The sequence below is a fragment of the Paracoccus sp. FO-3 genome (assembly GCF_006386455.1).
Taxonomy (GTDB): Bacteria; Pseudomonadota; Alphaproteobacteria; order Rhodobacterales; family Rhodobacteraceae; genus Paracoccus; species Paracoccus versutus.
In genome coordinates, this window is sequence record NZ_VCBQ01000078.1 from 1 (window position 1) to 22,948 (window position 22,948).

The window sequence follows — 22,948 nt, forward strand, 5'->3', positions numbered from 1 at the left end:
GCCGGGTTTTACTCCGCCGTTGACAGCTGGTATTCGCAATCGACTGCCGCACCCGCATGCTCCTTGGGATGAAGCTCACCAACGAGCCGAAGACGACCGCCGCAAGCGAATGCCTGCGCATGGTCCTGGAGGACAAGGGTGAGTTTGCAGATGCCGTAGGCGCGTTGACCCCGTGGTCGCATCGCGGCAAGCCCGAAGGTCTGGTGACGGACAATGGCGTATTCCGGTCCACCGAGTTTACGGACACCTGTGCCAATCTCGGTATCGGCCTCCTGCGGACCGTTGCCGGCGCTCCCGGCATGCGGGGGATGATCGAGCGGCTGTTCCGCACCGCCATCATGAGCCTGTTTTCGCGTCTGTCCGGTCGGGTCTTCTCTAACGTCCTTGAGCGCGGCGATCATCCTTCGGAAGAGCGGGCCTGCCTGACCACCGAACAGCTGGGCTACGCCATCGTGCGTTGGGTCGTCGATATCTACCACAACACGCCGCATGAAGGGCTTGGAGGCCTGACGCCGCTGCAACAGTGGGGCCGTGACATGGAGGACGGCAACTATCCGCTTCACGCCTTGCCAACCCGCGCCACCACCCGGATCGCCTTCGGGGTTCCGATCGTGCGACAGCTGAGCAAGACCGGCATCACCGTCGGCGGCATTCGCTATCACGATGAAGTGCTGGCGCACAGGCACCTGTCCCATGGGGATCACGATGTCGAGGTCCGCTGGGACCATACCGATATCGGCAGGATCGCTGTCTGCGTCGAAAACCGCTGGATCGAAGCGCGCAGCGTTCATCGCAATGGCCTGCTTGGCCAAGCGCTCGATGGCCTCAGCGCTGCGGAATGGGACGCCTCGGTTCGGGCATTGCGTGCAAGTGATCCGAAGCGCCAGGCCTTCGATGAAAGCGTTGTCCATGCCGCGATCAAGGATATTCAGGCGATGAACCACCGCCAGCAGCTGGAATACCAGGTCATCAATCAGGACTGGTCGAAAGAACGCGTCCTCGCGCGCGAGGAGGTGATGATGAGCTTCGAGGTGCGGCCCGATACCCCGCGCACCCATCAGCCCGCTGACAACTATGGACGGACCATTCAGCCTCGTGCGCCCATGAAGGACGTCGGAAGCGAAGCGGCCGCGCTTCCCAAGCCCGATCGCGGCCCGAAATTCGATGGCAAGGCAAAAGGATGACGATGATGAACACCGATACCCAGACCCGTTATATCGCCATTGCCCCCGTCATGGCGCAGCTTCGCGCGCGCCATGTCGTCACCGAACGCGACCGGGAGGTTCAGGCCCAACTTTGCCGCCTTCTGCACGTCGACCAGACCGGGCAGATCACCGCCGAACCTGTCCGCTTCACGGCGGGACTGGAAAGCCGCGGTATCATCCTCATTGAGCCGGCGGGCGGCGGGAAGACCACCGCCATCCGCAATGTCTTGCAGGAATTCCCGGCCTTGGGCACCCATCCTGACACCGGGGCACCCCGTGTCCTCCAGGTGCAGGTCGAAAGCCCCGCGACCCTGCGCAGCATCCTGCGTGCCCTGTTGCGGGAAATGGGCCTGACCAGGGTATCGTCCCGCACCAGCGCCTGGGAACTGCTCGATCTGGTGAAGAACCGGATCGCGGCGACCGGTGCAACAACGATCTGGCTCGATGAGGCGCAGGATTTGTTCCTGTCCCGATCGACCCGGGAAATCGATGATATGCTCAAGATGATCAAGGGCCTGATGAAAGGTCCGAATTCCGTGGTGGTCATCCTGAGCGGCACCGAACGCCTGATCGAGATTGCCGGCTATGACCCCCAGGTCAATCGCCGGTTCACCAAGATCATTCCGGGTGATCTGCAGATCGGGGCAGACAATGGTGGCCTGACCGAGGTGATCTGCGACTACTGCGCAGCGGCGGGGCTGACCTTCGATGGCTCGGGGTCGGTTGTCAGTCGCTTGATCCATGGCAGCCGGCACCGGTTCGGCCGGGCGGTGGAAACCACGATCAATGCCATCGAACGGGCGCTTTTCGAGGGTGATACTGTCCTTGGGCGCCAGCATTTCGCCGAAGCCTGGGGCATGCAGGAGATGTGCGCCTGGGACCGCAACGTCTTCGTTTCGCCGGACTGGCATCGGTTCGAACTGGATGCGCAAGCTGCGGAGTTCGACGCGTCGCGCACGGCACGGCAACGCCGCGCCTTGCGTCAGGGCTGATCCCATGCCGATGTTGCCTCATATCCCGATCATCCCGGGTGAAACCATTCTGTCCTGGGCGGATCGTTCCGCCCAGGTTCAGGCGGGGCATTGTCTGCCGGAGCTGCTGAGGGTCGTCGGCTTCCCTCAGGAGGACGTCGAACCGGTGAAGGACTTGGCGGTGCTTGCCCGTCTCACCGATCTCTTCGGCGGCGAAGCGTCGGCGTTGGAGGCTTCCGCGATCTTCAGGCATGATGGGAATATGCGGCGGTTTCGGCACGAGGTGTTCAAACCGTCCATGCTTTGCCGCCGCGAAACGGTATTCTGCCCGCTTTGTCTGCTGGAGGACGGATTCCGGCACAGCCGTGTTATCTGGCAATTCAACAGCACCATCTGCTGTGATCGCCACGGCATTGCTCTGATCACGACACCGACCGACGTGCATTTCGACGCGCTGGTGCCGTCTGTCTCGTTCCCCGACCCCGCAGCGCTGCGAGCGCTTTGCGATGCGGCCACGCCGATGACACCCGGACCCTTGCAGCGCTATGTCGAGGATCGGTTGGCCGGCTCCACGTGCGAACCGCTGTGGCCGGACGGTTGTCGTCTCGATCAGGTCATGGGCATTTCGAGCTGCCTGGGGAATGCCATGCGGGATCACGCGACCGGCGACCTCGGGGATGCTTGCCGGATCGGCTTCGAAGCGCTGCGGCGGGGCGAGGCGGGCATCCTGAAGGCCCTCGACGATATTCTGTGCCAACGGGGCCAAAAGGCCCGCGTCAACACCCCCGCCCGTGCCTTGGGCAGGCTCTATGACGCGGTAAGGCTGAACGAGGATCTGTCCCCGCTCCGCCCGCTGGTGCGGTCGTTCCTCCTTTACAATGTCCCTCTCGCAGCCGGGGATGAGATCTTCGGGGAGGTGCTGCCTGCGCGGCGTCGACATGACCTGGCCACACTCTCCGCGGTGTCCGGCATGCCCAAGTTGCAGGTGAAAGATGTATTCGCCGGGTTGGGGCTGTTGTCGGCAGATGACGGCCGACCTTTGAATGCGCTTACCTTCGATGCGGTCGAAAGCGAAGCTATCGCGTGCGAGTTGCGGGGATCGGTTCCCGCCAACGCACTCTCCGCCCATCTTGGCTGCGACACGACGACGGCAGCGGCGATCCTCAATGCGGGACTGGTCGAAAGGGTCTTGGGCGACAGGATTATTTTCGATCGCGACGCGGATGCCCTGAAGCGGGTCAGCTTGGACTCAGTCAACGACCTTCTGGCCATTCTCTTCGAAAACGCCACCACCCTTGAGGTTGTCCCCGTGCAGTTCGCCACCCTGAGCGCGGCCGCGCGCCACGCACATTGGCAAATCGACCGGATCATTCGGCTGGTCCTGTCCGGGAGCCTCGACCTCTATGGCCTGGTCGGGCGAACCGATTTCGATGGCCTGCTGATCGATGAACGCCAGTTGCTGCGCATCCTGGAGGCGCCACCGATGACGGCCGCAATCTCGAAGGAAGACGCGGCAAAGGAACTAAGCGTCGAGGTGAAGATCCTCGAGAACATCATGCGCATTCCCGACGAGAGCGGAGCGCCGATCATCCGGCGCGTTGTGCCGCTCATCGGCCCGCTGAAACGTCGCCATCAGGTCGCGAAGCCCGACTTCGAACGGTTCCGGCACGACCATATCTCGATCCGCGAACTGGCCGAAGCTGAAGGCACGACGATCGCGGAAATGCATGCAGCCTTGCAGCAGCGCGGGATCTTGCCGATTCTGTCAGGCATGCCCTTGGCGACTCAAATCTTCCGCCGATCCGACATCTGACCCTTATCCAAGCCTGAAGTCTTGCGAGCCGCCCATCATGGGCGGCTTTTTTTTGTTGCGTATCAGAGGTCACAGGCGAGTTTCGATGGGCGTTATTTGCCCTCGGAATGGAACAGAACCGCCGCCGGATGCGAAAACAGTCATTGATTCCAATGAAGAAATTTTACGGCCATGGCCTCTTATTGGCCGTCATTTCAGTTTTCAGGCAGTTGCAATTCAAGGAGAAGCCCTCTTGGCCTCGCATCTCAGCTTCGATGAACGGGCACGGTCGGCCGGACCCCCGTGGTCAATGTCTCGCTTGGCTATCCAGAGGACATCCGGTGGGGTGTCCATGGAAGCAGACCTACCGTGCACCAGGTTCGCGTCTAGTCGGTTCTTTTCGTCGCATTGGGAAGCACAGGCGCGGTCGTGGTTCTCGCTGGGATCAGTCTCGACGCATCCTGGCGGCTAATATGGCGGCCAGGTGCAGGGCTTCGAGCGGGTTTTCCAGCGTCCGGAGCACATTGTGTAGGCTGACCGACATGTCCTGGGCGGTACCTACGGTCACAACCAGGTCGAGGCCTGTTACAAGCCCTTTGTCGCAAAGACCGGCATCACCATCGCCTCGCTGGACAGCGACGACCCGGCAACCCGACGCCGTCCCCCTGCCTCGTGTTGACGATGCCGGAAGGCCGGATTCCGCCGACCGTCTGCCGATGAATCTTGTGTTGGCGCGGGGGCCTGGGCCTTAATCCCTGCATGACGGAAACGCGGCAGACCTCTCTGTTTCGGCGTCTGAGGCTACGACTGGCCGCCTCGATCGGGGTTGCGGCTGCGGTGCTCGTCGGTCTCTGGCTCCAGGTCGAGGAGGCAAGGGCGCCACGGGATCCGCCCGAGGTCGCGGCCGGCCAGCCGGTCGATCTGGGCCGGGTCGAGATCACGCCGCTGGCCTTGACGCTGGCACCGCCCAGGCGCGAGGGCGAGCCCGAGCAGCTGCTGCTGCGCGCCCGGCTGCTGAACCTGACCGGAGAGAGCCAGGTCGCCGTCTTCGGCTTTCCGCCGCACCCGCCCGCGCTTGCCGCCGGCGGCGTCGCCTGGCCCGAGCCGGAGATCACGCTGGACCGCGATGGCGAGTTGCTGGTGCAGCTGCATCCGCGCGTGGCCGAGCGGGTGACGCTGGCCTGGCAGGTGCCGCCGGACTGGCAGCCCGGCCCGGTCTCGCTGACCTTCCACCGGCAGACCTTCAAGCTCAGGGACAATCTCTATGGCAAGGCGAGTTGGCTGCTGTTCCAGCCTGTCGCCCGCATGTCCATGGTCCCGGAGGGGGCGCCATGATCCGCGCCGGCAGCATCGCCCTCGTGCTGGCCGGGGCCGCGCTGCTGGGCGCGATGATGCAGACCGCGCCCGACTACAACAGCGTCGTGCAGCCGTTCCCCAGTGCCGTCGCGGCGGGCGCGACGGGCGAGGCGCGCAGCTTCCGCGCCCGCTTCACCGGCCTGCGCCTGGCCGATCGCATCGCCTTTCGCCGCTATGGCCGCGACCTGGTCCGCGACAGCGACGGCGTGTTCCTGATCGCCGAAATCGAGGCCGAGGCCATTGGGACCTCGCAGCGCCTCGACGCCGTCTGGCAGGGCGCGAGCGGGCGGCGCTACGCGCTGTCCCGTCGCGCCGAGGACATTCCGCGCGGGCTGGAAAGCCGCTGGTTCCAGCCCGGCCTGGGCAACCACGCCGTTGCGGTCTTCGAGCTGCCCGAGGACGAGGTGGCGGGGGGCGCGCTGGTGTTGACGGGCAGCTTCACCGCGGTTTTCGACAGCGCCCTGCACCTGGCCCCGCCGGCCCTGCCCGAGCGCCAGCCGGTTATCCGGTTCGAGCCATGAGACCTCTCATGAGACATCTGCTGTGGATCCTCCTTGCCGCGGTCCTGCTGCTCGCCAACGTGGTGGTCGGGGGCTGGACCGAGATCACCGACCTGCGCCGCGCCCGCGAATGGCGGGTGGTGCAGGCCGGCGAGGCGGGGGCCGAGCTGCGGGGCGTGCATGTCCGGGTCGATCAGGTCTGGGCGGGAAGCGCGCCCAACCTGTCCGAGCGGGCGCTGGTGCTGGTCCGTCTGGCGCTGCGCGGTCCCGAGGCGGCGCGGCAGGGCTGGGCCGGTTGCGACATCAGCCTGCGCGACGCGGCGGATCAGGTCTGGCTGCCGCTGATCAGCGCCGATTCCGAGGGTGCCGTCCGGGTGCTTTCCCCCGATGGCGAGAGCAAGGGGCGCTGCAACCCCATTCCCTATGACCCGCCGCCGGACGGGCAGGAATTCCTGTCGGACCAGCTTTTCCTGGTGCCCTCCGAATTGCTGAAGGGTGCGCGGCTGCGCGTCTCGGCCTGGGGGACGCGGCCCGAGGCGCTGGAATTCGCGGTCACGCCGGTTCTGCGCGATCTGCAGTAGCTGCCTTTTCCGCTTGGGCGCGCCCGGCCAGCTCCAACCCGGCGGCAAGGATGCAGAACTGCAGGACGCAGACCACCACGCCCTGCTGCGGCTGGCCCGGCGCGCCGAAAAGCAGGCCCAGCGGATATTGCGCCACCTGCCAGACCGACAGGTCCTGCGGCCCGATCAGCTCGGCCAGCCCGACCCAGGCCCAGCGGCCCGCCCAGTCGGCCAGCCGCCACAGCACCAGCACCGAGACGGTCAGTGCGAAGCCCGCCGACCCGGCCAGCAGCACGCCGTTCGCCACCGCATGCCAGCGCTTGACCAGCCCGGCCCAGAAATGCCCGAGGAAGTCGGTCAGCGGCTTTGGCAGCCCCTGCCAGCGGTCCAGCACCTTGCCGGCAGAGCGCCGCGTTTCCTCGGCCATCATGTTCAGGTCGTGGCCATAGACGATGGCGCCGAGGTTGAACCAGATCAGCGGCAGCAGCGCATACCAGAACAGCCGCTCCAGCCAGGGCCACGGCTGGAAGACGGGCGGCCAATCCACCGGGCGGCGCGCGGCATCGACCACCTCGGCCGCGGCCGGGGGAAACAGGTTCTGCCAGAATTCGCCCGGCGAGGGCAGCTGGGCCAGCCATGCGACGAAGCCCTCCTGCCAGCCCGAGATGACGTAAAGGCCCAGCACCGCCCAGCTCGCCTCGCAGGCGACGACCAGCAGCGGCCAGATCCCGGCCTCGCTGCGCTTGTGCATGGCCTTGGCGCCACGCCGGACCGCCCAGATCAGCAGCACGGCCACCACCACCCAGAGCGTGCTCTGCACCTCGAGCGCGGTGGGCGCCCGCTCGGGCGAGACGTCCGAGAAGTCGATGCGCTCCATCGAGGTGGAAAGGAACGCCTTGGAATAGTCGCGCAGCGTGTTCCCGAGCAGGCCCCAGCCGGCATAATAGCCGTAGAACGGGATCAGCACCGCCAGAAGCGCCCCGGCCAGCATGCCGATGCCCGGAGCTTCGGCAGCGCCTTCCCCGGCGGGCGGCGCCTCGCGGCGGCGCCTTGCGCGAAAGCGCAGCACCGGCAGCCCGTCGCGCAGGATGACGAACATGGCGACGAACAGCACCAGCTGCAGCAGGATCACCGGCACCAGCGCGATCAGCCCGGCCAGCCGGTCGGCGAAGCCGATCTCGACCGCCAGCATCATCAGCACGGTGCCCAGCAGCCCGCCCGCCAGCCAGGTGGCGGCCAGCACCGCGCCGTAGTTCCGAAACAGCCGCGCCGCCAGCAGGACATGCTGGCGCAGGATATGCAGGTCCCCGGTCATGGCCGCAGGATTGCAGGATCGCCCGCGCATCGCAAGCCGGGTTCAGGACTGGGCGTCATCGGCGTGGGCGGCCAAGGCCACTCGGCTCCGTCTCCCACATTGATCAGGATCGCGACCAGGATCATTGCAGGCATCCATCACCCAGCCTAAAATAGATGTTCGACCTCTGGCGCGGGGACGAAGCGCCAGTTCCTGCGCGGCCCGGCCATGACGTTGAGGTAGTAGAGCTCGAAGCCGTATGGGGCGCCGCAGGGGTGGTGGCCGCGGGGGACCAGGGTGACGTCGCCGTCGCGCACCGCCATCACCTCGTCGAGGCTGCCGTCGTCGGTATAGACCCGCTGCAACGCCCAGCCGGTGGCCGGGTTCAGGCGGTGGTAATAGGTCTCCTCGAGATAGGTGATACGGGGGAAGTCGTCCTCGTCATGGCGATGGCTTGGGTAGCTCGACCAGTGGCCGGCGGGGGTGAAGACCTCGGTGACCAGCAGGCTGTCGCAATAGTCCTCGGCCTCCATGGCGATGTTGTTGATGAAGCGGGTGTTGGTGCCCTCGCCGCGCTGGGTCAGGGTGATGCCCTCGGGGCCGATGCGGCGCGCCGCGTGCCCGCCTTTCCCCGGCGCCGAGCAAATGGCGATCACGCAATCGGTCTCGGCCTCGGCCGCCCAGTCCTTGCCGTTCGGGACATAGAGGCAATGCGGTGGTGTCCTCTCGAAGACATCCATCCGGTCCCCCAGCACGCCCCAGTCCTGCCCGGCGGCCCGAAACCTGGCCTTGCCCTCGACCATGACCAGGATGACCTCGTTGCCGCCGGTATCCTCGGTCGCGGTCTCGCCGGAACCCAGCCGGTAAAGGCCGAAGCTGACATATTTCCAGCCGGCGGATTGCGGCGTGACGTCGTAGATCTTGCCTTTCGTGGCAGGCGGTCTCAGCAGCAGGTCGCTCATCTGTCTCCCCCGAGTGGGTTGAATGTCACGAAAAAGCGCCAGCCTGCGTAAAGCCCGATGGCGACAAAGATCACGCCGAAGAAGGGCGCGCCCGAGAGGAATTCGAACAGCCCCCAGCCCAGGGCCAGTGCGACCAGCAGCAGCCGGATCCAGAACGGGCGATAGAACATGTCGTCAAGATCGAACATTGTCAGACCTTTGGGTTCAGATCAGGTCAGCGCGCCTTTTCGCGCGCCTCGTCCCAGATCCCGCACAGGTTTTGATAGCGCGCCGCCATCTCCTCGACCGCCGCTGCGTCGTCCATCTCGCCCTTCAGCCATTGCCGCGCGACCTCGCCGAAGATCGTCCGGCCGACGGCGAAGCCCTTGACCAGCGGAAAGCCGGCCGCGACCTGGAAGCTGGCGCGCAGTTCCGCCTCCGGCGCGTCCAGCCCCAGCACCATGATGCCGCGGGTGTGGCGGTCGTGCTCCTCGATCGCGGCGATGGCGTTGGCCCAGGCTGCGCGGGTCTGCATCGGCTCGAGCTTCCACCAGTCGGGATAGACGCCGATGGCGTAGAACTGCCGGATCAGCGTGGCGGTGGTCTGCTCGTCCACCGGCCCGACCTTGGAGGGGATGATCTCCAGCAGGAATTCCAGCCCGTTGCGCCGCGCCGCCGCGAACAGCCGCTTGACCGTGGCCTCCTGCGCGGCGCGGGTTTCCGCGTCATCATCGGGATGGCAGAAGCACAGCACCTTGACCACCTGCTCGCGCGCCCATTCGGACAGGGCACCGCAATCCGGGCCTAGGTCCGGCTCCAGCTGCAGCGGCCGCGAGCCGGGCCATTCGCAGGGCCGCCCGATCCACAGCCCCGTCCCCGAGGCCGCATGCAGCGCCCGCCGCCCGATGCGGTCGTCGCAGAGGATGCCATGGCCCGGGCGCCCGTCGGCGACCTTCAGGGCGGCTTGCAGGCACAGCTCCTTGAACGCGGCGCCTTTTTCCAGCGTGTAGCCCGGCATCTCTTCCAGCTGGACACGATGGTCGAAGGCAAAGACCCGCATGGTCGACCAGTCGCCGCCCATCCGGCCCTGGCGGTTGGTGGCCCAATGGATCTGCTCCAGCTCGGCATCGTTGCGCAGGTCCGGCCGCAGCACCCCGCGCCTGAGGAAGAACTCCAGTTCCGCCAGCGACGGATAGGCCGGCGAGCAGCCGTGGCGCGAGACCGCGAAGGCGCCGCAGGCATTGGCGTATTCCAGCGTGCGCGGCCAATCCTCGCCGTCGAGCCAGCCCTTCATCAGCCCCGAGAAGAAGCCGTCGCCCGCCCCCAGCACGTTGAAGACCTCGATGGGGAAGCCGGGGCCGGCCTGGCCTTCGTCGAGGCTGTCCGGGATCGCGCCCTCGAAGGCCACCGCGCCCGCTGCGCCGCGCTTGCAGACCAGCGTGGCGGTGCTGACGGCGCGGACCGCGCGCAGCGCCGCGATGGTGTCGGTGGTGCCGCCGGCGATGTGGAATTCCTCCTCGGTGCCGACGATCAGGTCGAAGAGATGCAGCGTCGATTGCAGCTTCGCCGTCACCGCGGCGCTTTCCACGAAGCGGCTCTCGCCCGCGCCATGCCCGGCGACGCCCCAGAGGTTCGGGCGATAGTCGATGTCGAGCGCCGTCCGCGCGCCGTGCTTCCTTGCCAGCGCCAGCGCCTTCAGCACCGCCGCCTCGGTGCGCGGATGCGATAGATGCGTCCCGGTCGCGACCAGCGCCCGGGCCTCGGCGATGAAGCCTTCGTCGATGTCGGCCTCGCACAAGGCCATGTCGGCGCAGTTCTCGCGGTAAAAGATCAGCGGGAAGCTGTCCTCGTCGCGGATGCCCAAGAGCACCAGCGCCGTCAGCCGCTCGGGATCGGTGGCGACGCCGCGGGTGTCGACGCCTTCGCGCGAAAGCTGCTCGCGGATGAACCGGCCCATGTGCTCGTCGCCGACCCGCGTGATCACCGCCGCGCGCAGCCCCAGCCGCGCCGTCCCGCAGGCGATGTTCGTCGGAGACCCGCCAACATACTTCGCAAACGACCCCATGTCCTCCAAACGGCCACCAACCTGCTGGCCATACAAATCGACCGACGAACGGCCGAGCGTGATGATGTCGAGAGTCTTCATGGTTCCCCCTCCCCTGACCGCTTTGGCGCGATGTGCGGCCCCCAAACAGGGGCCGCTGCCGTCAGACCGCCACGGGCGTCAGCCAGGGCTGGCCCTCGGCCTCATGGCTGTCCACGACCGCCTCGACGAAGGCCACGCCTTTCAGCCCGTCATAGACCAGCGGCAGGTTCTGCCCCAGCAGGTTGGGCTCGCGCCCTTCTTGCCGGGCGCGGATCGCCTCGGCGAAACCGGCATAAAGGTTGGCAAAGGCCTCCAGATAGCCCTCGGGATGGCCGGGGGGCGTGCGGATGCGCAGCTTGGCGTCCTCGGACAGATCATCGGCGCCGCGCTTGATGATCTGCACCCGGCCGTCCAGCGGCGTGAAGACCAACTCGTTCGGCTGCTCCTGGAACCATTGCAGCGAGCCTTTTTCGCCGAACACCCGCAGCCGCACGCCGTTGGAATTGCCGATGGCCACCTGCGAGGACCACAGCAAGCCCCGCGCCCCGCCCTGATAGCGCATCATCACATGGGCGTTGTCGTCCAGCGCCCGGCCGCCGACGAAGGTCGCCAGGTCGGCGGTCAGGCTTTCCAGCGTCAAGCCGGTGACGAAGCCCGCCAGGTGATAGGCATGGGTGCCGATGTCGCCGATGGAGCCGCCGCGGCCGTTCTTTTTGGGATCGGTGCGCCAGGCGGCCTGGGCATTGCCCGACTGCTCGATGGCGGTCGCCATCCATTCCAGCGGATATTCGACCTGCACCGTGCGGATCGCACCCAACTCGCCGCGGGCGACGCGGACGCGGGCCTCGTGGACCATCGGATAGCCGGAATAGGTATAGGTCACGCCGACGAAGCGGCCACTCTCTCGCGCCAGCTTTTCCAGCGCCACGGCATCCTCCAGCGTCGCGGTCAGGGGCTTTTCGCAGATCACGTCGAAGCCCGCCTCGATCAGCGCCTTGGCGATCGGGTAATGGGTGAAGTTCGGCGTGCAGATCGCCACCGCATCGACGCGATCCTCGCGCCCGGCCTCGCCCGCGATCAGTTCCTGATAGGTGCCATAGCTGCGTGCGGGGTCGAGCCCCTGCGAGATCGCGAAGGCGCGGCCACGCTCGGGATCGACGTCAAAGGCCCCGGCCACCAGCTGCCATTGCCCGTCCAGCCGCGAGGCGAGGCGATGGATATTGCCGATATAGGCGCCCTGCCCGCCGCCCACCATTCCAAGACGCAACATGGTCATTCCTCCAGTCCGAGCATGGCCCGGTTGGCGCTGCGATTGGCGCCGGATTTCACGAAATCGTCGAAGGCGCGGTCCGACACCCGGATGATGTGATCCGCGATGAACTGCGCGCCTTCGCGGGCGCCGTCCTCGGGGTTCTTGACGAAGCATTCCCATTCCAGCACCGCCCAGCCGTCGAAGCCATGGGTCGTCAGCTTGGTGAAGATCGCCCCGAAATCGACCTGCCCGTCGCCGGGCGAGCGGAAGCGGCCTGCGCGCCTGCTCCACGGCTGATAGCCGCCATAGGCGCCGGACTTGCCGTCCGGGCGGAACTCGGCATCCTTGACGTGAAAGGTCTTGATGCGCTCGTGGTAGTGGTCGATGAAGGCCAGGTAATCCAGCGCCTGCAACACGAAATGGCTGGGGTCATACATCAGGTTGGCGCGGGGATGGTTCCCGACCTTCTCCAGGAAATATTCCCAGCTATGGCCGTCATGCAGATCCTCGCAGGGGTGGATCTCGTAGCAGACATCCACGCCATGCGCGTCGAAATCATCGAGGATCGGCGCCCAACGCATTGCTAGTTCGTCGAAACCTTCCTCGACCAACCCCTCGGGCCATTGCGGATAGGGGTAAAGGTAGGGCCACAGCAGCGCGCCCGAGAAGGTGACATGCCGGTCGATCCCCAGCCGCTGCGAGGCGCGGGCGGCGAAACGCAGCTGCTCCTCGGCCCAGGCGCGGCGCGCGGTCGGGTTGCCGCGCACATGTTCAGGCGCGAAGCTGTCCATGATGACGTCATGGGCCGGATGCACCGCCACCAGCTGGCCGGTGATATGCGAGGCGAATTCGGTGATCTGGAGCCCGTTATCGGCCAGCATCCCCTTGATCTCGTCGCAATAGGCATCGCTTTCGGCGGCCTTCGCCATGTCGATCAGGCGCGTGTCCCAGGTCGGGATCTGGACGCCCTTGAAGCCCTTGTCGGCCGCCCATGTCGCCAGGCTGGGCAGCGAGTTGTAGGGCGCGTCATCGGCCGCGAACTGGGCCAGGAAGACGCCCGGCCCCTTGATGGTCTGCATCGTCATGCCTCCAGTTTGGCCGCCGGGACCGGCGCGTCCTCATAGCCGCCATGGACGGACTGGTCGAAGGGGATCACCGCCCCGGTCATCATGCCGCTGTCGTCGGACGCCATCCACAGGACGGCGCGCGCGACTTCCTTCGGGGCGAGGATGCGGCCAAAGGGTTTCTGCGCCGCCGCCCGGTCGATGAAATCGGGATCGCCCGTCTCCGACAGCACCAGCGCGCGTTCGTGGTCCGAGTTCATCCAGCCGATGTCCAGCTGGTTGACGTGGATGCGATGGCGCATCAGCGCAAAGCCGGCATGGCGGGTCAGCGTCGCCAAGGCCCCCTTGGAACCCGCATAGGGTGCGAGAAAGGGTTGCCCGACAAGCGCGGACATCGAACCGATATTGACGATCCGACCCTCGATCCCCTCACGGGTCATCACCTTGGCCGCGTCCTGCATCAGGAAGAACGGCGCGCGGGTGTTGACCGCGAACATGCGGTCGAAGAGTTCGGGCGTGGTGTTCAGCAGGTTGCCGCGGTCGGTCAGGCCGGCGGCGTTGACCAGAATGTCCACACGGCCGAAGCGTCGGTCGGCGGCGGGGATGATGGCCTGCACGTCCTCGATCCTGCCCAGGTCGGCGGCGACCATCTCGACCGGAACGCCGGTGGCCGCCGTGATTTCGGTCGCGACCGCCTGCCCTTTCTCGACGCCTCGGCCGACGATCACGATGCCCGCCGCACCCGCTTCGGCAAAGAGCCGCGCTATGGCCGCGCCAAGCCCCTGCGTGCCGCCGGTGACGACGGCGACCTTTCCATCGATGCGGTTCATTTCACCACCTCATAGCCTGCCGCCGCCATCACGCGCAGCAGTTCCTTGTGCCCCTTTTTCGCCATCTCCAGCGGGGGATTGGCGACGGGATCCTGCTCGGCCTCGACCACGAACCAGCCCTCGTAGCCCTTGGCCGCCAATGCCTTGACGATGGCCTCGAAATCCAGCGAGCCATCGCCCGGAACGGTGAAGGCGCCCTTGATGACGGCATCGAGGAAGCTTTCGCGCGTCCGGTCCAGCCCGTCCACGACCGCGCGGCGGATGTCCTTGGTATGGACATGGGTGATGCGGGCATGGTGGTTCTCGATCACCCGCATTACGTCGCCGCCGGCAAAGGCCATGTGGCCCGCATCGAACAGCAGGGGCACCGAGGAATGCTTCATCAGCAGGTCGAGCTCTGCCTCGGTCTCGACCGCAGCCGCCATGTGGTGGTGGTAGGAAATCGGCATCCCCTGCCCCGCGCACCAATCAGCGAAATCGCTGATCTTGCGACCATAGGCGGCCATCTCGGCCTCGGTCAGCTTCGGCTTGGTAGCCAGCGGCGCGGAACGCACACCCTGGATGGAGCGTGCGGTTTCGCCATAGACGATGCAGGGCGCGCCGGCGGCGATGAAGAACGCCATCTGCTGCGCGATGCGGTCCTTTTCCACCTCGATATCGCCGTCCAGCAGCAGGCCCGAGAACCAGCCGCCGCAGACCGAGATGCCGAAACGGTCGAGGATCGGCCCCAGTTCGGCCATGTCCATCGGAAAGCGCCGGCCGGTCTCCATCCCGGTAAAGCCGGCCTCGGACGCCTGCCGCAGGCATTCCTCCAGGCTGACGTCATCGGACAGTTCGGCCAGGTCGTCGTTCCACCACGCGATCGGCGCGATGCCAAGTTTCGCTTTCATTTACACACCCAGGCGCTGCGCTTCGCGGATCTTTTCCTGCGCCGCACGGGCGGCGCGGACGGTTTCGAAATTCGAGATCTCGGGCACGCCGACGTCCCAATCCGCATCCCCCGGCACCCATTTCCAGGCATCCGAGACGATCAAGACCACCGTCACCCCGTCATGGGCCAGCGCATCCTGCATCGCGCCCTCCAGATCGGCCAGGCTTTCGGCCTTGACGGCGCGGGCGCCCATCGCCTCGGCATGTTTCACGAAATCGACATGCAGCGGGTTGTCGCGGTTCTGGATCCGGCAATCCGCCAGCAGGTTGTTGAAGCCCGGCACGCCCTTGGCCTGCTGCAGCCGGTTGATGACCGCGAAGCCGCCGTTGTCGCAGACCACCACGACCATCTTGTGCCCGGTCAGCGCCGCCGAATAGATGTCCGAGTTCATCATCATGTAGGTGCCATCGCCCAGCATGACGATGGGTGTGCCGCCGGTCGCGCCCGGCCCCTCCTGCGCCATGGCGCAGCCCCAGCCGGCCGCGATCTCGTAGCCCATGCAGGAAAAGCCGAATTCGCAGTCGAAGGTGTTCGGGTTCTTGACCCGCCAGCCCTTGGTCACTTCGCCCGGCGTGCCGCCCGCCGCGGCGATCAGCGTGTCGTTCGGCCCGGCGACCTTGTTCAGCACGCCGACAACCTGCGCATAGGACGGCACCAGCTCGTTGGTCGGCGCCTGATGCTCGTCCAGCAGCTTGTTCCATTCGGCGAACAGGGTCTTGGCGCGCTTCATCAGCCCGGCATCGGCCGCGTAATCGCCAAGCGCCGCGTCCAGCTCGCCGATGGTTTCCAGCGCATCGCCGACCACCGCCAGCGACCGATGCTTGACGGCATCGAAGCGCGCCGCGTTGACCGAGATGAACCGCGCATCCTCGGCAAAGGCCGTCCAGGAGCCGGTGGTGAAATCCTGCAGCCGGGTGCCGATGGCCAGGATCACGTCGGCCTCTTTCGCCAGCGCATTGGCCGAGGTCGAGCCGACGATGCCGATGGGCCCGGCATGGACCGGATGGTCATGGGTCAGCGCTCCCTTGCCGGCGATGGTCTCGACCACCGGGATGCCGCGCTTGGCGGCGAAATCCGCCAAGGCGTCCTCGGCCAGCGAATAGCGCACGCCGCCGCCCGAGATGATCAGCGGCTTCCTGGCCGTTTTCAGCAGTTCGGCCGCCGCCGCGACCGCGTCGCGGTCGGGACGCGGGCGCGGGATCGACCAGACGCGCGGTTCAAAGAAAACCTCGGGGTAATCATAGGCCAGTTCCTGCGTGTCCTGCGCCAGCCCGATGAAGGCCGGGCCGCAATCGGCGGGATCCAGCATGGTCGCCACCGCCTGCGGCAGCGACTGGATCAGCTGTTCGGGCAGCGTGATGCGGTCCTAGTAGCGCACGACCGATTTGAAGGCATCGTTCGCGGTGATGGTCGGGTCGCCGAAATGCTCGACCTGCTGCAGCACAGGATCGGGCAGGCGATTCGCGAAGGTGTCGCCGGCGATCAGCAGCACCGGCAGCCGGTTCGCCATGGCGACACCTGCCGCCGTCACCATGTTTAGCGCCCCCGGCCCGATCGAGGTCGCGGCGACCATCACCTGGCGGCGACGCTTGGCCTTGGCGAAGCCGATGGCGGCCAGCGCCATGGACTGTTCGTTCTGGCCGCGCCAGGTCGGCAGCTGGTCCTGGACCTGCTCCAGCGCCTCGGAAAGGCAGGTCACGTTGCCATGGCCGAAGATGCCGAAGACGCCCGCGAACAGCGGGACACGCGCGCCCTCGATCTCGGTGAACTGGTTGCAAAGGTAACGAACAAGGGCCTGGGCCATGGTCAGGCGCACGGTCTTGCGTGGCATCTCGCCTCCTCCTGCGGATGGTGTTTTCTGGACGATACGGAATGATGATTGACAATGCAATAGTTCTGCAATGATTATTGCGGGAAGAGTTCGAAAGGCATTTCGGGAGGAACCCATGACAGGAATCGCCGTCCTCGGCACCGGCCGCATCGGCCGCATGCATGCCGAAAACATCGCCACCCATCCGCGCGCCCGGCTGGCAGGCGTCTATGACATCCATGCCCCCGCAGCCGCCGAAGTCGCAGCCCAACTGGGCGTGCCGCAATTCGATTCGGTCGAGGCGGCGCTGGCCTCGGCCGAGGTGGATGCGGTGCTGATCGCCAGTTCAACCGCCACCCATGCCGATCTGATCGAGCAGTCGGTCGCGGCGGGCAAGGCGATCCTGTGCGAAAAGCCCATCGACCTGTCGCTGGGCCGGGTAAATGCCTGCGCAACGAAAATTGCCGGCACCAGCCTGCCGATCATGCTGGGCTTCGTGCGCCGCTTCGACAGTGGCCATGCCGGGGTCCGGCACGCCATCGAATCGGGCCGGATCGGCGAGTTGCACCAGGTCACGATCACCTCGCGCGATCCGGGCATGGCGCCCGACGCCTATATCGCGGCCTCGGGCGGCATCTTCCGCGACATGACCATCCATGATTTCGACATGGCCCGCTTCATCCTGGGCGAGGAAGTGACCGAGGTCAGCGCCACCGGCTCGCGCCTGGTCGACCCGGCCCTGATGCAACGCTGCGACGATTACGACACCGTCACCGTTGTCCTGAAGACCGAATCGGGCAAGCAGGCAATCATCACCAACTCGCGCCGTGCCGTCTATGGCTACGACCAGCGCGTCGAGGCCTTCGGCAGCGCCGGCATGGCGATTTCGGAAAACCGGACGCTGGATCAGGTGCGGCTCTATGGCGCGGAATTCACCGACCGGGCCGCACCGCTGAAGAATTTCTTCATCGACCGTTACGCCGATGCCTTCGCGGCCGAGATCGGCGCCTTCGTCGATGCCATCGAACAAGGCAAGCCGGTGCCGGTCGGGTTCGAGGACGGCAGGCAGGCGCTGCTGCTGGCCGAGGCCGCGATCCGTTCCGCCGCCGAGGGCCGCACGGTCGCAACCAGGGAAATCGCATAAGCCATGTATTCGCAATTCGGACTGTTCATCGACGGTCGCTGGACCCCCGGCACCGTCAGCGGAGAGGTCATGTCTCCGGTCACGGAAAAACCGCTGGGTCGGGTGACCCTTGCCACCGCCGAGGACACGCAGGCGGCACTGGATGCTGCCGCACGCGCCCTGCCCAAGCTGCGCGAGATGGGTGGCTTCGGCCGCGCGGGAGCCCTGCACAAGGCCGCGGACGAGATGATCCGCCGCGCGGATGAGGCCGCGCGGATGATCTCGGCCGAGACCGGCAAGCCCATCGCGCAGGCCGGCCGGGAATGGACCCTTGCCTGCGACCAGTTCCGCTGGTTCGCCGAGGAGGCGCGCCGCATCTATGGCCGCATCGTCGACAGCCGCGTCCCCGGCGGTCGTTTCGAGGTGACGCGCGAGCCGGTGGGCGTCGTCGGGGCCTTTACCGCCTGGAACTTCCCCGCCGCCCTGCCCGCTCGCAAGCTGGCCCCGGCGCTGGCCGCCGGCTGCCCGGTGGTGCTGCGCCCGTCCTCGCAGACGCCGGGCGTGGCGATGGTGATGGTGGATTGCCTGCGTGCGGCGGGACTGCCCGACGGCGCGGTGAACCTTGTCACCGGCTCGACCGCCGATACCTACGCGCCGATCATGGCGGACAGCCGGGTGCGCAAGGTCAGCCTGACCGGCTCGACCCGCGTCGGCCAGCAGATGATCCGAGACGCCGCCGATACGGTGAAGAAGGTCTCGATGGAGCTTGGCGGCAACGCGCCGCTGATCATCCATGACGACGCCGATCTGGAAGCCGCGCTGGACCTGACCGTGCCGACCAAGTTCGCCAATTGCGGGCAGGTCTGCGTGACCCCGGACCGGATCTTCGTCCATGACAGCCTGCACGACGCCTTCGTCGAGGGCTTCGTTTCGCGCACGGCGCAGATCAAGCTGGGCGACGGGCTGGACCCCGAAACCGGCATGGGTCCGCTGATCAATGGCGGACGGCTGGCTGAGATTGAATCCATCGTCGCCGACGCCCTTCGCAACGGCGCGACGCTTGCCCATGGCGGCAAGCGCCCGGCGCATCTGAACAGCGGCTTCTTCTTCGAGCCAACCGTGCTGACCGATGTCGGCGACGACATGAAAGTCTTTGCCGAGGAGAACTTCGGCCCCATCGCCGCCATCACCCGCTTCTCGACCGAGGACGAGGTGATCGCCCGCGCCAACGCGTCGGACATGGGCCTGTCCGCCTACGCCTTCACCCGCTCGCCCGACCGGGCGCGGCGCATGGCGGCGGGGCTGAAGGCCGGCATGGTCGGCATCAACAGCTTTGCGCTGGCCGCATCCGAGGCGCCCTTCGGCGGCACCAACCATTCCGGCATGGGCCGCGAAGGCGGCATCGAGGGAATCGAGGACTACCTCGACACCAAGCTGGCGCAGATCGTGTTCTGAGGGGAGGAAACGCGATGTTCACCAACAAGCTGAAACAACACTGGGCCGAGGGCCGCCCCGCGATCAACGGCTGGCTGTCCATCGGCAACCCGCTGACTGCCGAGATCATGGCGGCGCAGGGCTATGACAGCATCACCATCGACGCCCAGCACGGCGCGCTGGACTACAGTGCCGTGCTGCCCATGCTGCAGGCGATGCGGGCATCCGGCGTGACGCCGATGGTCCGCGTGCCCTGGCGCGAGCCGGGCGCGATCATGAAGGCGCTGGACGCCGGCGCGCAGGGCATCATCTGCCCGATGGTCAACTCGGCCCAGGAGGCGGCGGAATTCGTCAGCTACATGCGCTATCCGCCGCATGGCCAGCGCAGCTTCGGCCCGACCCGCGCCACCTTCGCCTATGGCGGCTATGGCGTGGCGGCGAACGAGCAGGTGCTCGCGCTGGCGATGGTCGAAACGCAGCAGGGCATGGACAACCTGGACGCCATCGCGGCGACCCCCGGTCTCGACGGCATCTATGTCGGCCCCGCGGACCTGACGCTGGGCACCCAGGAAGGCCGCCTGCCCCCCGGCTTCGACCGCGAAGAGCCCGAGATGATCGCGCTGCTTCAACGCATCAAGGACGCCTGCAAGGCGAACGGCATCCGTGCCTGCCTGCATTGCGGCACGCCGGAATATGCCGCGAAAGCCATCGGCTGGGGGTTCGACCTGACCACGGTCGGCGGCGACACCCGCCTGCTGGCCGGCGCGGCCAGCGCCTCGGTCGCGACCTGGCGCGACCTGACCGGCTCCGACCCCGCCTCCGCCCCCGCCTCCGCCACGAAAGGAGCCTATTGATGCCGCATCTTCTTGTTGCCGGAAAGCTGCATCCCGCGGGAGAGGCGCTGCTGCGCGAACTCCCCGCCCGCGGCATCACCGTGGATTATGTCGAGGAAATCTCGGAACCCTCCTACGCGCCGCTGATCCACAAGGCCGATGCGCTTGTGATCCGCACCCAGCCGCTGTCCGCCGCCACCGTGGCGCTGGCCGACAGGCTGAAGGTCGTCTCGCGCCACGGCGTCGGCTACGATGCCGTCGATCTCGCCGCGCTGAACGAACGCGGCATCGCCCTGACCATCGTCGGCGACGTGAATTCGATCTCGGTCGCCGAACATGCAATGATGCAATTGCTGGCCGGGGCCAAGCGCGTGCTGCTGGCCGACCGCGCGGTGCGCGAGCCCGGCCAATGGGGCTGGCGCAACCGGCTGGAACAGCAGGAAATCTCGGGCAAGAACCTGCTGATCATCGGCTATGGCCGCACCGGGCAGCGCCTTGCGCGCATGGCCGCCGGGTTCGAGATGACGGTCCGCGCCCACGACCCCTATCTCTCGCGCAAGGGCTGGCCCGAAGGTCCGGTGGCAGAGATCGCCGACCTGGACGAGGGGCTGGCCTGGGCCGATTGCATCTCGATCCATGTGCCCAGGGCCGACAAGCCGGTGCTGGGGGCAAGGGAGATCGCGCTGATGAAGCCGGGTGTCGTCCTTGCCAATACGGCGCGCGGCGGCGTGGTGGACGAGGCGGCGCTGGCCGAGGCGCTGGCCTCGGGCCAGGTCGGCGCTGCCGGGGTCGATGTCTTCGACGACGAGCCGCCCTGCGGTTCGCCCTTGTTCGGCCAGCCGACCGCGGTGCTGTCGCCCCATATCGCCGGGCTGACCGCCGAATGCGGCGAACGCATGGCCATCGCCTCGATCCAGAACGCGATCGACTATCTGGACGGCACGCTCGACCGCGGCCTCATCGTCAATGCGGCTTTCGCCCATGCTTGAGACGATGCACCGCCGACTTGCGGCTTTCGGAGCCGTCGTCGGGCAGGCGACGGTTCTCCGCTACGGCGGTGCCGCATTCATATCGGACCTGCCACGGCGCCTGGAGCAGGATCTTCCAGCACCGCCGCGCAATGGCCCCCGGCCGCACGGCCATGCCGAAACCCCGTCAATCAGCCGTCTCGTCCGCCATCTGGATGGCGGCTGAGTGCAACGTCATTTCAAACCGGATCCTGTCCATGTCTGACAAACCCGTCCTGCGTATCGGCCTGATCGGCACCGGCTTCATGGGCAAGGCCCATGTCTTCGGCTTTGCGAGCGCGCAGAAGGTCTTCGACCTGCCCTATCGGCCGGAACTGCATACGGTCGCCGACGTCACCGAGGACGCCGCCGCCCGTGCCGCCGCCGATTTCGGCTTTGCCCATGCCACCGCCGACTGGCGCAGCATGGTCGAAAACCCCCAGATCGACGTGATCGACATCACCGCGCCGAATGCGCTGCACAAGGAAATGGCCCTGGCCGCCATTTCCGCCGGCAAGCACGTCTATTGCGAAAAACCGCTGGCGCCGATGGCCTCGGATGCGCGCCAGATGGCGGATGCGGCGGCGGCCAAAGGCGTCAAGACCCAGGTCGGCTTCAACTATCTCTGCAACCCGATGCTGCGGCTTGCGCGCGAGATGATCGCGGCGGGCGAACTGGGCGATATCCGCGGCTATCGCGGGCTGCATGCCGAGGATTACATGGCCGATGCCGACGGCCCCTGGACCTTCCGCCACGATCCGGCGGGTGGCGGCGCGCTGGCCGATATCGGCAGCCATGCGCTGGCCACGGCCGAATTCCTGCTGGGTCCGATCACCCAGGTGATGGGCGATTGCATCACGATCATCGGCCAGCGCCCCGACGGCCAGGGCGGCATGCGTGCCGTGACCGTAGACGATGTCGGCCGCGCCTTCCTGCGCTTCGCGAATGGCGCGCAAGGCTCGGTCGAGGGCAACTGGATCGCCACCGGCCGCAAGATGCAGCATGATTTCGAGGTCTACGGCACCAAGGGCGCGCTGGCCTTCAGCCAGGAACGCTTCAACGAGCTGCATTTCTACTCGACCGCCGACGCACCCGGCCGGCGCGGCTTCCGCCGCATCGAGGCGAGCCCCGACCACCCGCCCTATGGCCGCTTCTGCGTCGCCCCCGGCCATCAGATCGGCTTCAACGACCTGAAGGCCATCGAGATCGAGGGCTATCTGCGCGCCATCGCCGGCGAGATCCCCGAGCCTTTCGGCTTCGCGGCCGGTCTGCGTATCCAGCGGCTGGTCGAGACGATCCAGCGCTCCTCCGCAACGCGGCAGTGGATGGCCGTCACGGCCTGAGAATCCGCTGCCGCCTCCCTCCCGCGGCATCGGCTGGGGCGCTCCTCGCCCCTTCCCCCCAGGTGCCCGGCTGCGCGCCGGGCACCCACCTTTCGAAAGGGCTCCGCATGTTCCGAAAGATTCTTATAGCGAACCGTGGTGAGATAGCGATCCGCGTGATGCGGGCTGCGAACGAGCTGGGCAAGAAGACGGTCGCGGTCTATGCCGAGGAAGACAAGCTGAGCCTGCACCGCTTCAAGGCGGACGAGGCCTACCGCATCGGCGGCGGCCTGGGGCCGGTGGCGGCCTATCTCAGCATCGCCGAGATCATCCGCGTCGCCAGGGAATCCGGCGCCGATGCCATCCATCCGGGCTATGGGCTGCTCAGCGAGAACCCCGATTTCGTCGATGCCTGCACCGCGGCGGGGATCGCCTTCATCGGGCCTTCCTCGGACACCATGCGCGCGCTCGGCGACAAGGCCAGCGCCCGGCGCGTGGCCATCGCGGCCGGGGTGCCGGTGATCCCGGCGACCGCGGTGCTGGGCGAGGATTTCGACGCGATCAGGCGCGAGGCGGCCGGGATCGGCTATCCCCTGATGCTGAAAGCCTCCTGGGGCGGCGGCGGGCGCGGCATGCG

20 protein-coding genes and 1 pseudogene are annotated in these 22,948 nt (G+C 66.7%); 12 read left to right on the top strand and 9 right to left on the bottom strand.

What is annotated here, in order from left to right; genetic code table 11:
* The first annotated feature begins 68 nt into the window (after window positions 1–68).
* From FE811_RS18870 to FE811_RS18900, 6 genes are all read left to right on the top strand, one after another.
* Window positions 69–1,184 carry a Mu transposase C-terminal domain-containing protein gene (locus tag FE811_RS18870; protein WP_255469785.1) on the top strand — a complete coding sequence of 372 codons (1,116 nt, stop codon included), beginning with the start codon at window positions 69–71 and terminating at the stop codon, window positions 1,182–1,184.
* Window positions 1,181–2,197 (top strand): ATP-binding protein, encoded by a 1,017-nt coding sequence (locus tag FE811_RS18875; protein ID WP_255469786.1) that lies wholly within the window; start codon window positions 1,181–1,183, stop codon window positions 2,195–2,197. Before FE811_RS18870 ends, FE811_RS18875 begins: the two co-directional genes overlap by 4 nt.
* Window positions 2,198–2,201: 4 nt before the next feature.
* A complete protein-coding gene (locus FE811_RS18880; protein ID WP_116220985.1) occupies window positions 2,202–3,989 on the top strand; it encodes a TniQ family protein in 1,788 nt (595 codons plus the stop codon).
* A gap of 816 nt (window positions 3,990–4,805) precedes the next feature.
* Window positions 4,806–5,303 carry a hypothetical protein gene (locus FE811_RS18890; RefSeq protein WP_140848398.1) on the top strand — a complete coding sequence of 166 codons (498 nt, stop codon included), beginning with the start codon at window positions 4,806–4,808 and terminating at the stop codon, window positions 5,301–5,303.
* Complete coding sequence (locus FE811_RS18895) at window positions 5,300–5,845, top strand: hypothetical protein (protein WP_116220983.1); 546 nt, start codon at window positions 5,300–5,302, stop codon at window positions 5,843–5,845. Before FE811_RS18890 ends, FE811_RS18895 begins: the two co-directional genes overlap by 4 nt.
* Window positions 5,846–5,853: 8 nt before the next feature.
* On the top strand, window positions 5,854–6,405 hold the full coding sequence (locus tag FE811_RS18900) for a hypothetical protein (protein WP_116220982.1): 552 nt from the start codon (window positions 5,854–5,856) through the stop codon (window positions 6,403–6,405).
* Here FE811_RS18900 and FE811_RS18905 read toward each other — a convergent pair.
* The 9 genes and pseudogenes from FE811_RS18905 to iolD form a co-directional block, all read right to left on the bottom strand.
* A complete protein-coding gene (locus FE811_RS18905; RefSeq protein ID WP_244294930.1) occupies window positions 6,377–7,699 on the bottom strand; it encodes a hypothetical protein in 1,323 nt (440 codons plus the stop codon). The genes FE811_RS18900 and FE811_RS18905 overlap by 29 nt on opposite strands.
* Before the next feature lie 146 nt (window positions 7,700–7,845).
* The gene (gene iolB, locus FE811_RS18910) at window positions 7,846–8,640 is read right to left on the bottom strand and encodes a 5-deoxy-glucuronate isomerase (RefSeq protein WP_116220980.1); all 795 of its coding nucleotides are present in this window, start codon (window positions 8,638–8,640) and stop codon (window positions 7,846–7,848) included.
* Window positions 8,637–8,828, bottom strand: a complete 192-nt coding sequence (locus FE811_RS18915; protein WP_036754022.1) for a hypothetical protein — start codon at window positions 8,826–8,828, stop codon at window positions 8,637–8,639. Before FE811_RS18915 ends, iolB begins: the two co-directional genes overlap by 4 nt.
* A 26-nt stretch (window positions 8,829–8,854) precedes the next feature.
* Complete coding sequence (iolC, locus tag FE811_RS18920; RefSeq protein WP_140848400.1) at window positions 8,855–10,765, bottom strand: 5-dehydro-2-deoxygluconokinase; 1,911 nt, start codon at window positions 10,763–10,765, stop codon at window positions 8,855–8,857.
* Window positions 10,766–10,826: 61 nt separating this feature from the next.
* Window positions 10,827–11,960, bottom strand: coding sequence for a Gfo/Idh/MocA family protein (locus FE811_RS18925; RefSeq protein WP_116220978.1), 1,134 nt, complete (start codon window positions 11,958–11,960; stop codon window positions 10,827–10,829).
* A gap of 17 nt (window positions 11,961–11,977) precedes the next feature.
* Window positions 11,978–13,036 carry a sugar phosphate isomerase/epimerase gene (locus FE811_RS18930; RefSeq protein ID WP_116220977.1) on the bottom strand — a complete coding sequence of 353 codons (1,059 nt, stop codon included), beginning with the start codon at window positions 13,034–13,036 and terminating at the stop codon, window positions 11,978–11,980.
* 2 nt (window positions 13,037–13,038) lie between these two features.
* The gene (locus FE811_RS18935) at window positions 13,039–13,851 is read right to left on the bottom strand and encodes an SDR family oxidoreductase (protein WP_116220976.1); all 813 of its coding nucleotides are present in this window, start codon (window positions 13,849–13,851) and stop codon (window positions 13,039–13,041) included.
* Window positions 13,848–14,741, bottom strand: coding sequence for a myo-inosose-2 dehydratase (gene iolE / locus FE811_RS18940; protein ID WP_116220975.1), 894 nt, complete (start codon window positions 14,739–14,741; stop codon window positions 13,848–13,850). The genes FE811_RS18935 and iolE overlap by 4 nt, the downstream gene beginning before the upstream one ends.
* A pseudogene (gene iolD, locus FE811_RS18945) lies at window positions 14,742–16,613 on the bottom strand (3D-(3,5/4)-trihydroxycyclohexane-1,2-dione acylhydrolase (decyclizing)).
* A 115-nt stretch (window positions 16,614–16,728) separates the two neighbouring features.
* Here iolD and iolG point away from each other — a divergent pair.
* The 6 genes from iolG to FE811_RS18975 all read left to right on the top strand — a co-directional run.
* Window positions 16,729–17,736, top strand: a complete 1,008-nt coding sequence (iolG, locus tag FE811_RS18950) for an inositol 2-dehydrogenase (RefSeq protein ID WP_116220973.1) — start codon at window positions 16,729–16,731, stop codon at window positions 17,734–17,736.
* Between the two features lie 3 nt (window positions 17,737–17,739).
* Window positions 17,740–19,170 carry an NAD-dependent succinate-semialdehyde dehydrogenase gene (locus FE811_RS18955; protein ID WP_116220972.1) on the top strand — a complete coding sequence of 477 codons (1,431 nt, stop codon included), beginning with the start codon at window positions 17,740–17,742 and terminating at the stop codon, window positions 19,168–19,170.
* 14 nt (window positions 19,171–19,184) lie between these two features.
* Complete coding sequence (locus FE811_RS18960) at window positions 19,185–20,003, top strand: HpcH/HpaI aldolase/citrate lyase family protein (RefSeq protein ID WP_116220971.1); 819 nt, start codon at window positions 19,185–19,187, stop codon at window positions 20,001–20,003.
* Complete coding sequence (locus FE811_RS18965) at window positions 20,003–20,971, top strand: hydroxyacid dehydrogenase (protein ID WP_116220970.1); 969 nt, start codon at window positions 20,003–20,005, stop codon at window positions 20,969–20,971. Before FE811_RS18960 ends, FE811_RS18965 begins: the two co-directional genes overlap by 1 nt.
* Before the next feature lie 236 nt (window positions 20,972–21,207).
* Window positions 21,208–22,332, top strand: coding sequence for a Gfo/Idh/MocA family protein (locus FE811_RS18970; protein WP_116220969.1), 1,125 nt, complete (start codon window positions 21,208–21,210; stop codon window positions 22,330–22,332).
* A gap of 107 nt (window positions 22,333–22,439) precedes the next feature.
* Window positions 22,440–22,948, top strand: a 509-nt coding sequence (locus FE811_RS18975) for a biotin carboxylase N-terminal domain-containing protein (protein WP_305034194.1), incomplete at its 3' end; no start/stop codon positions are given.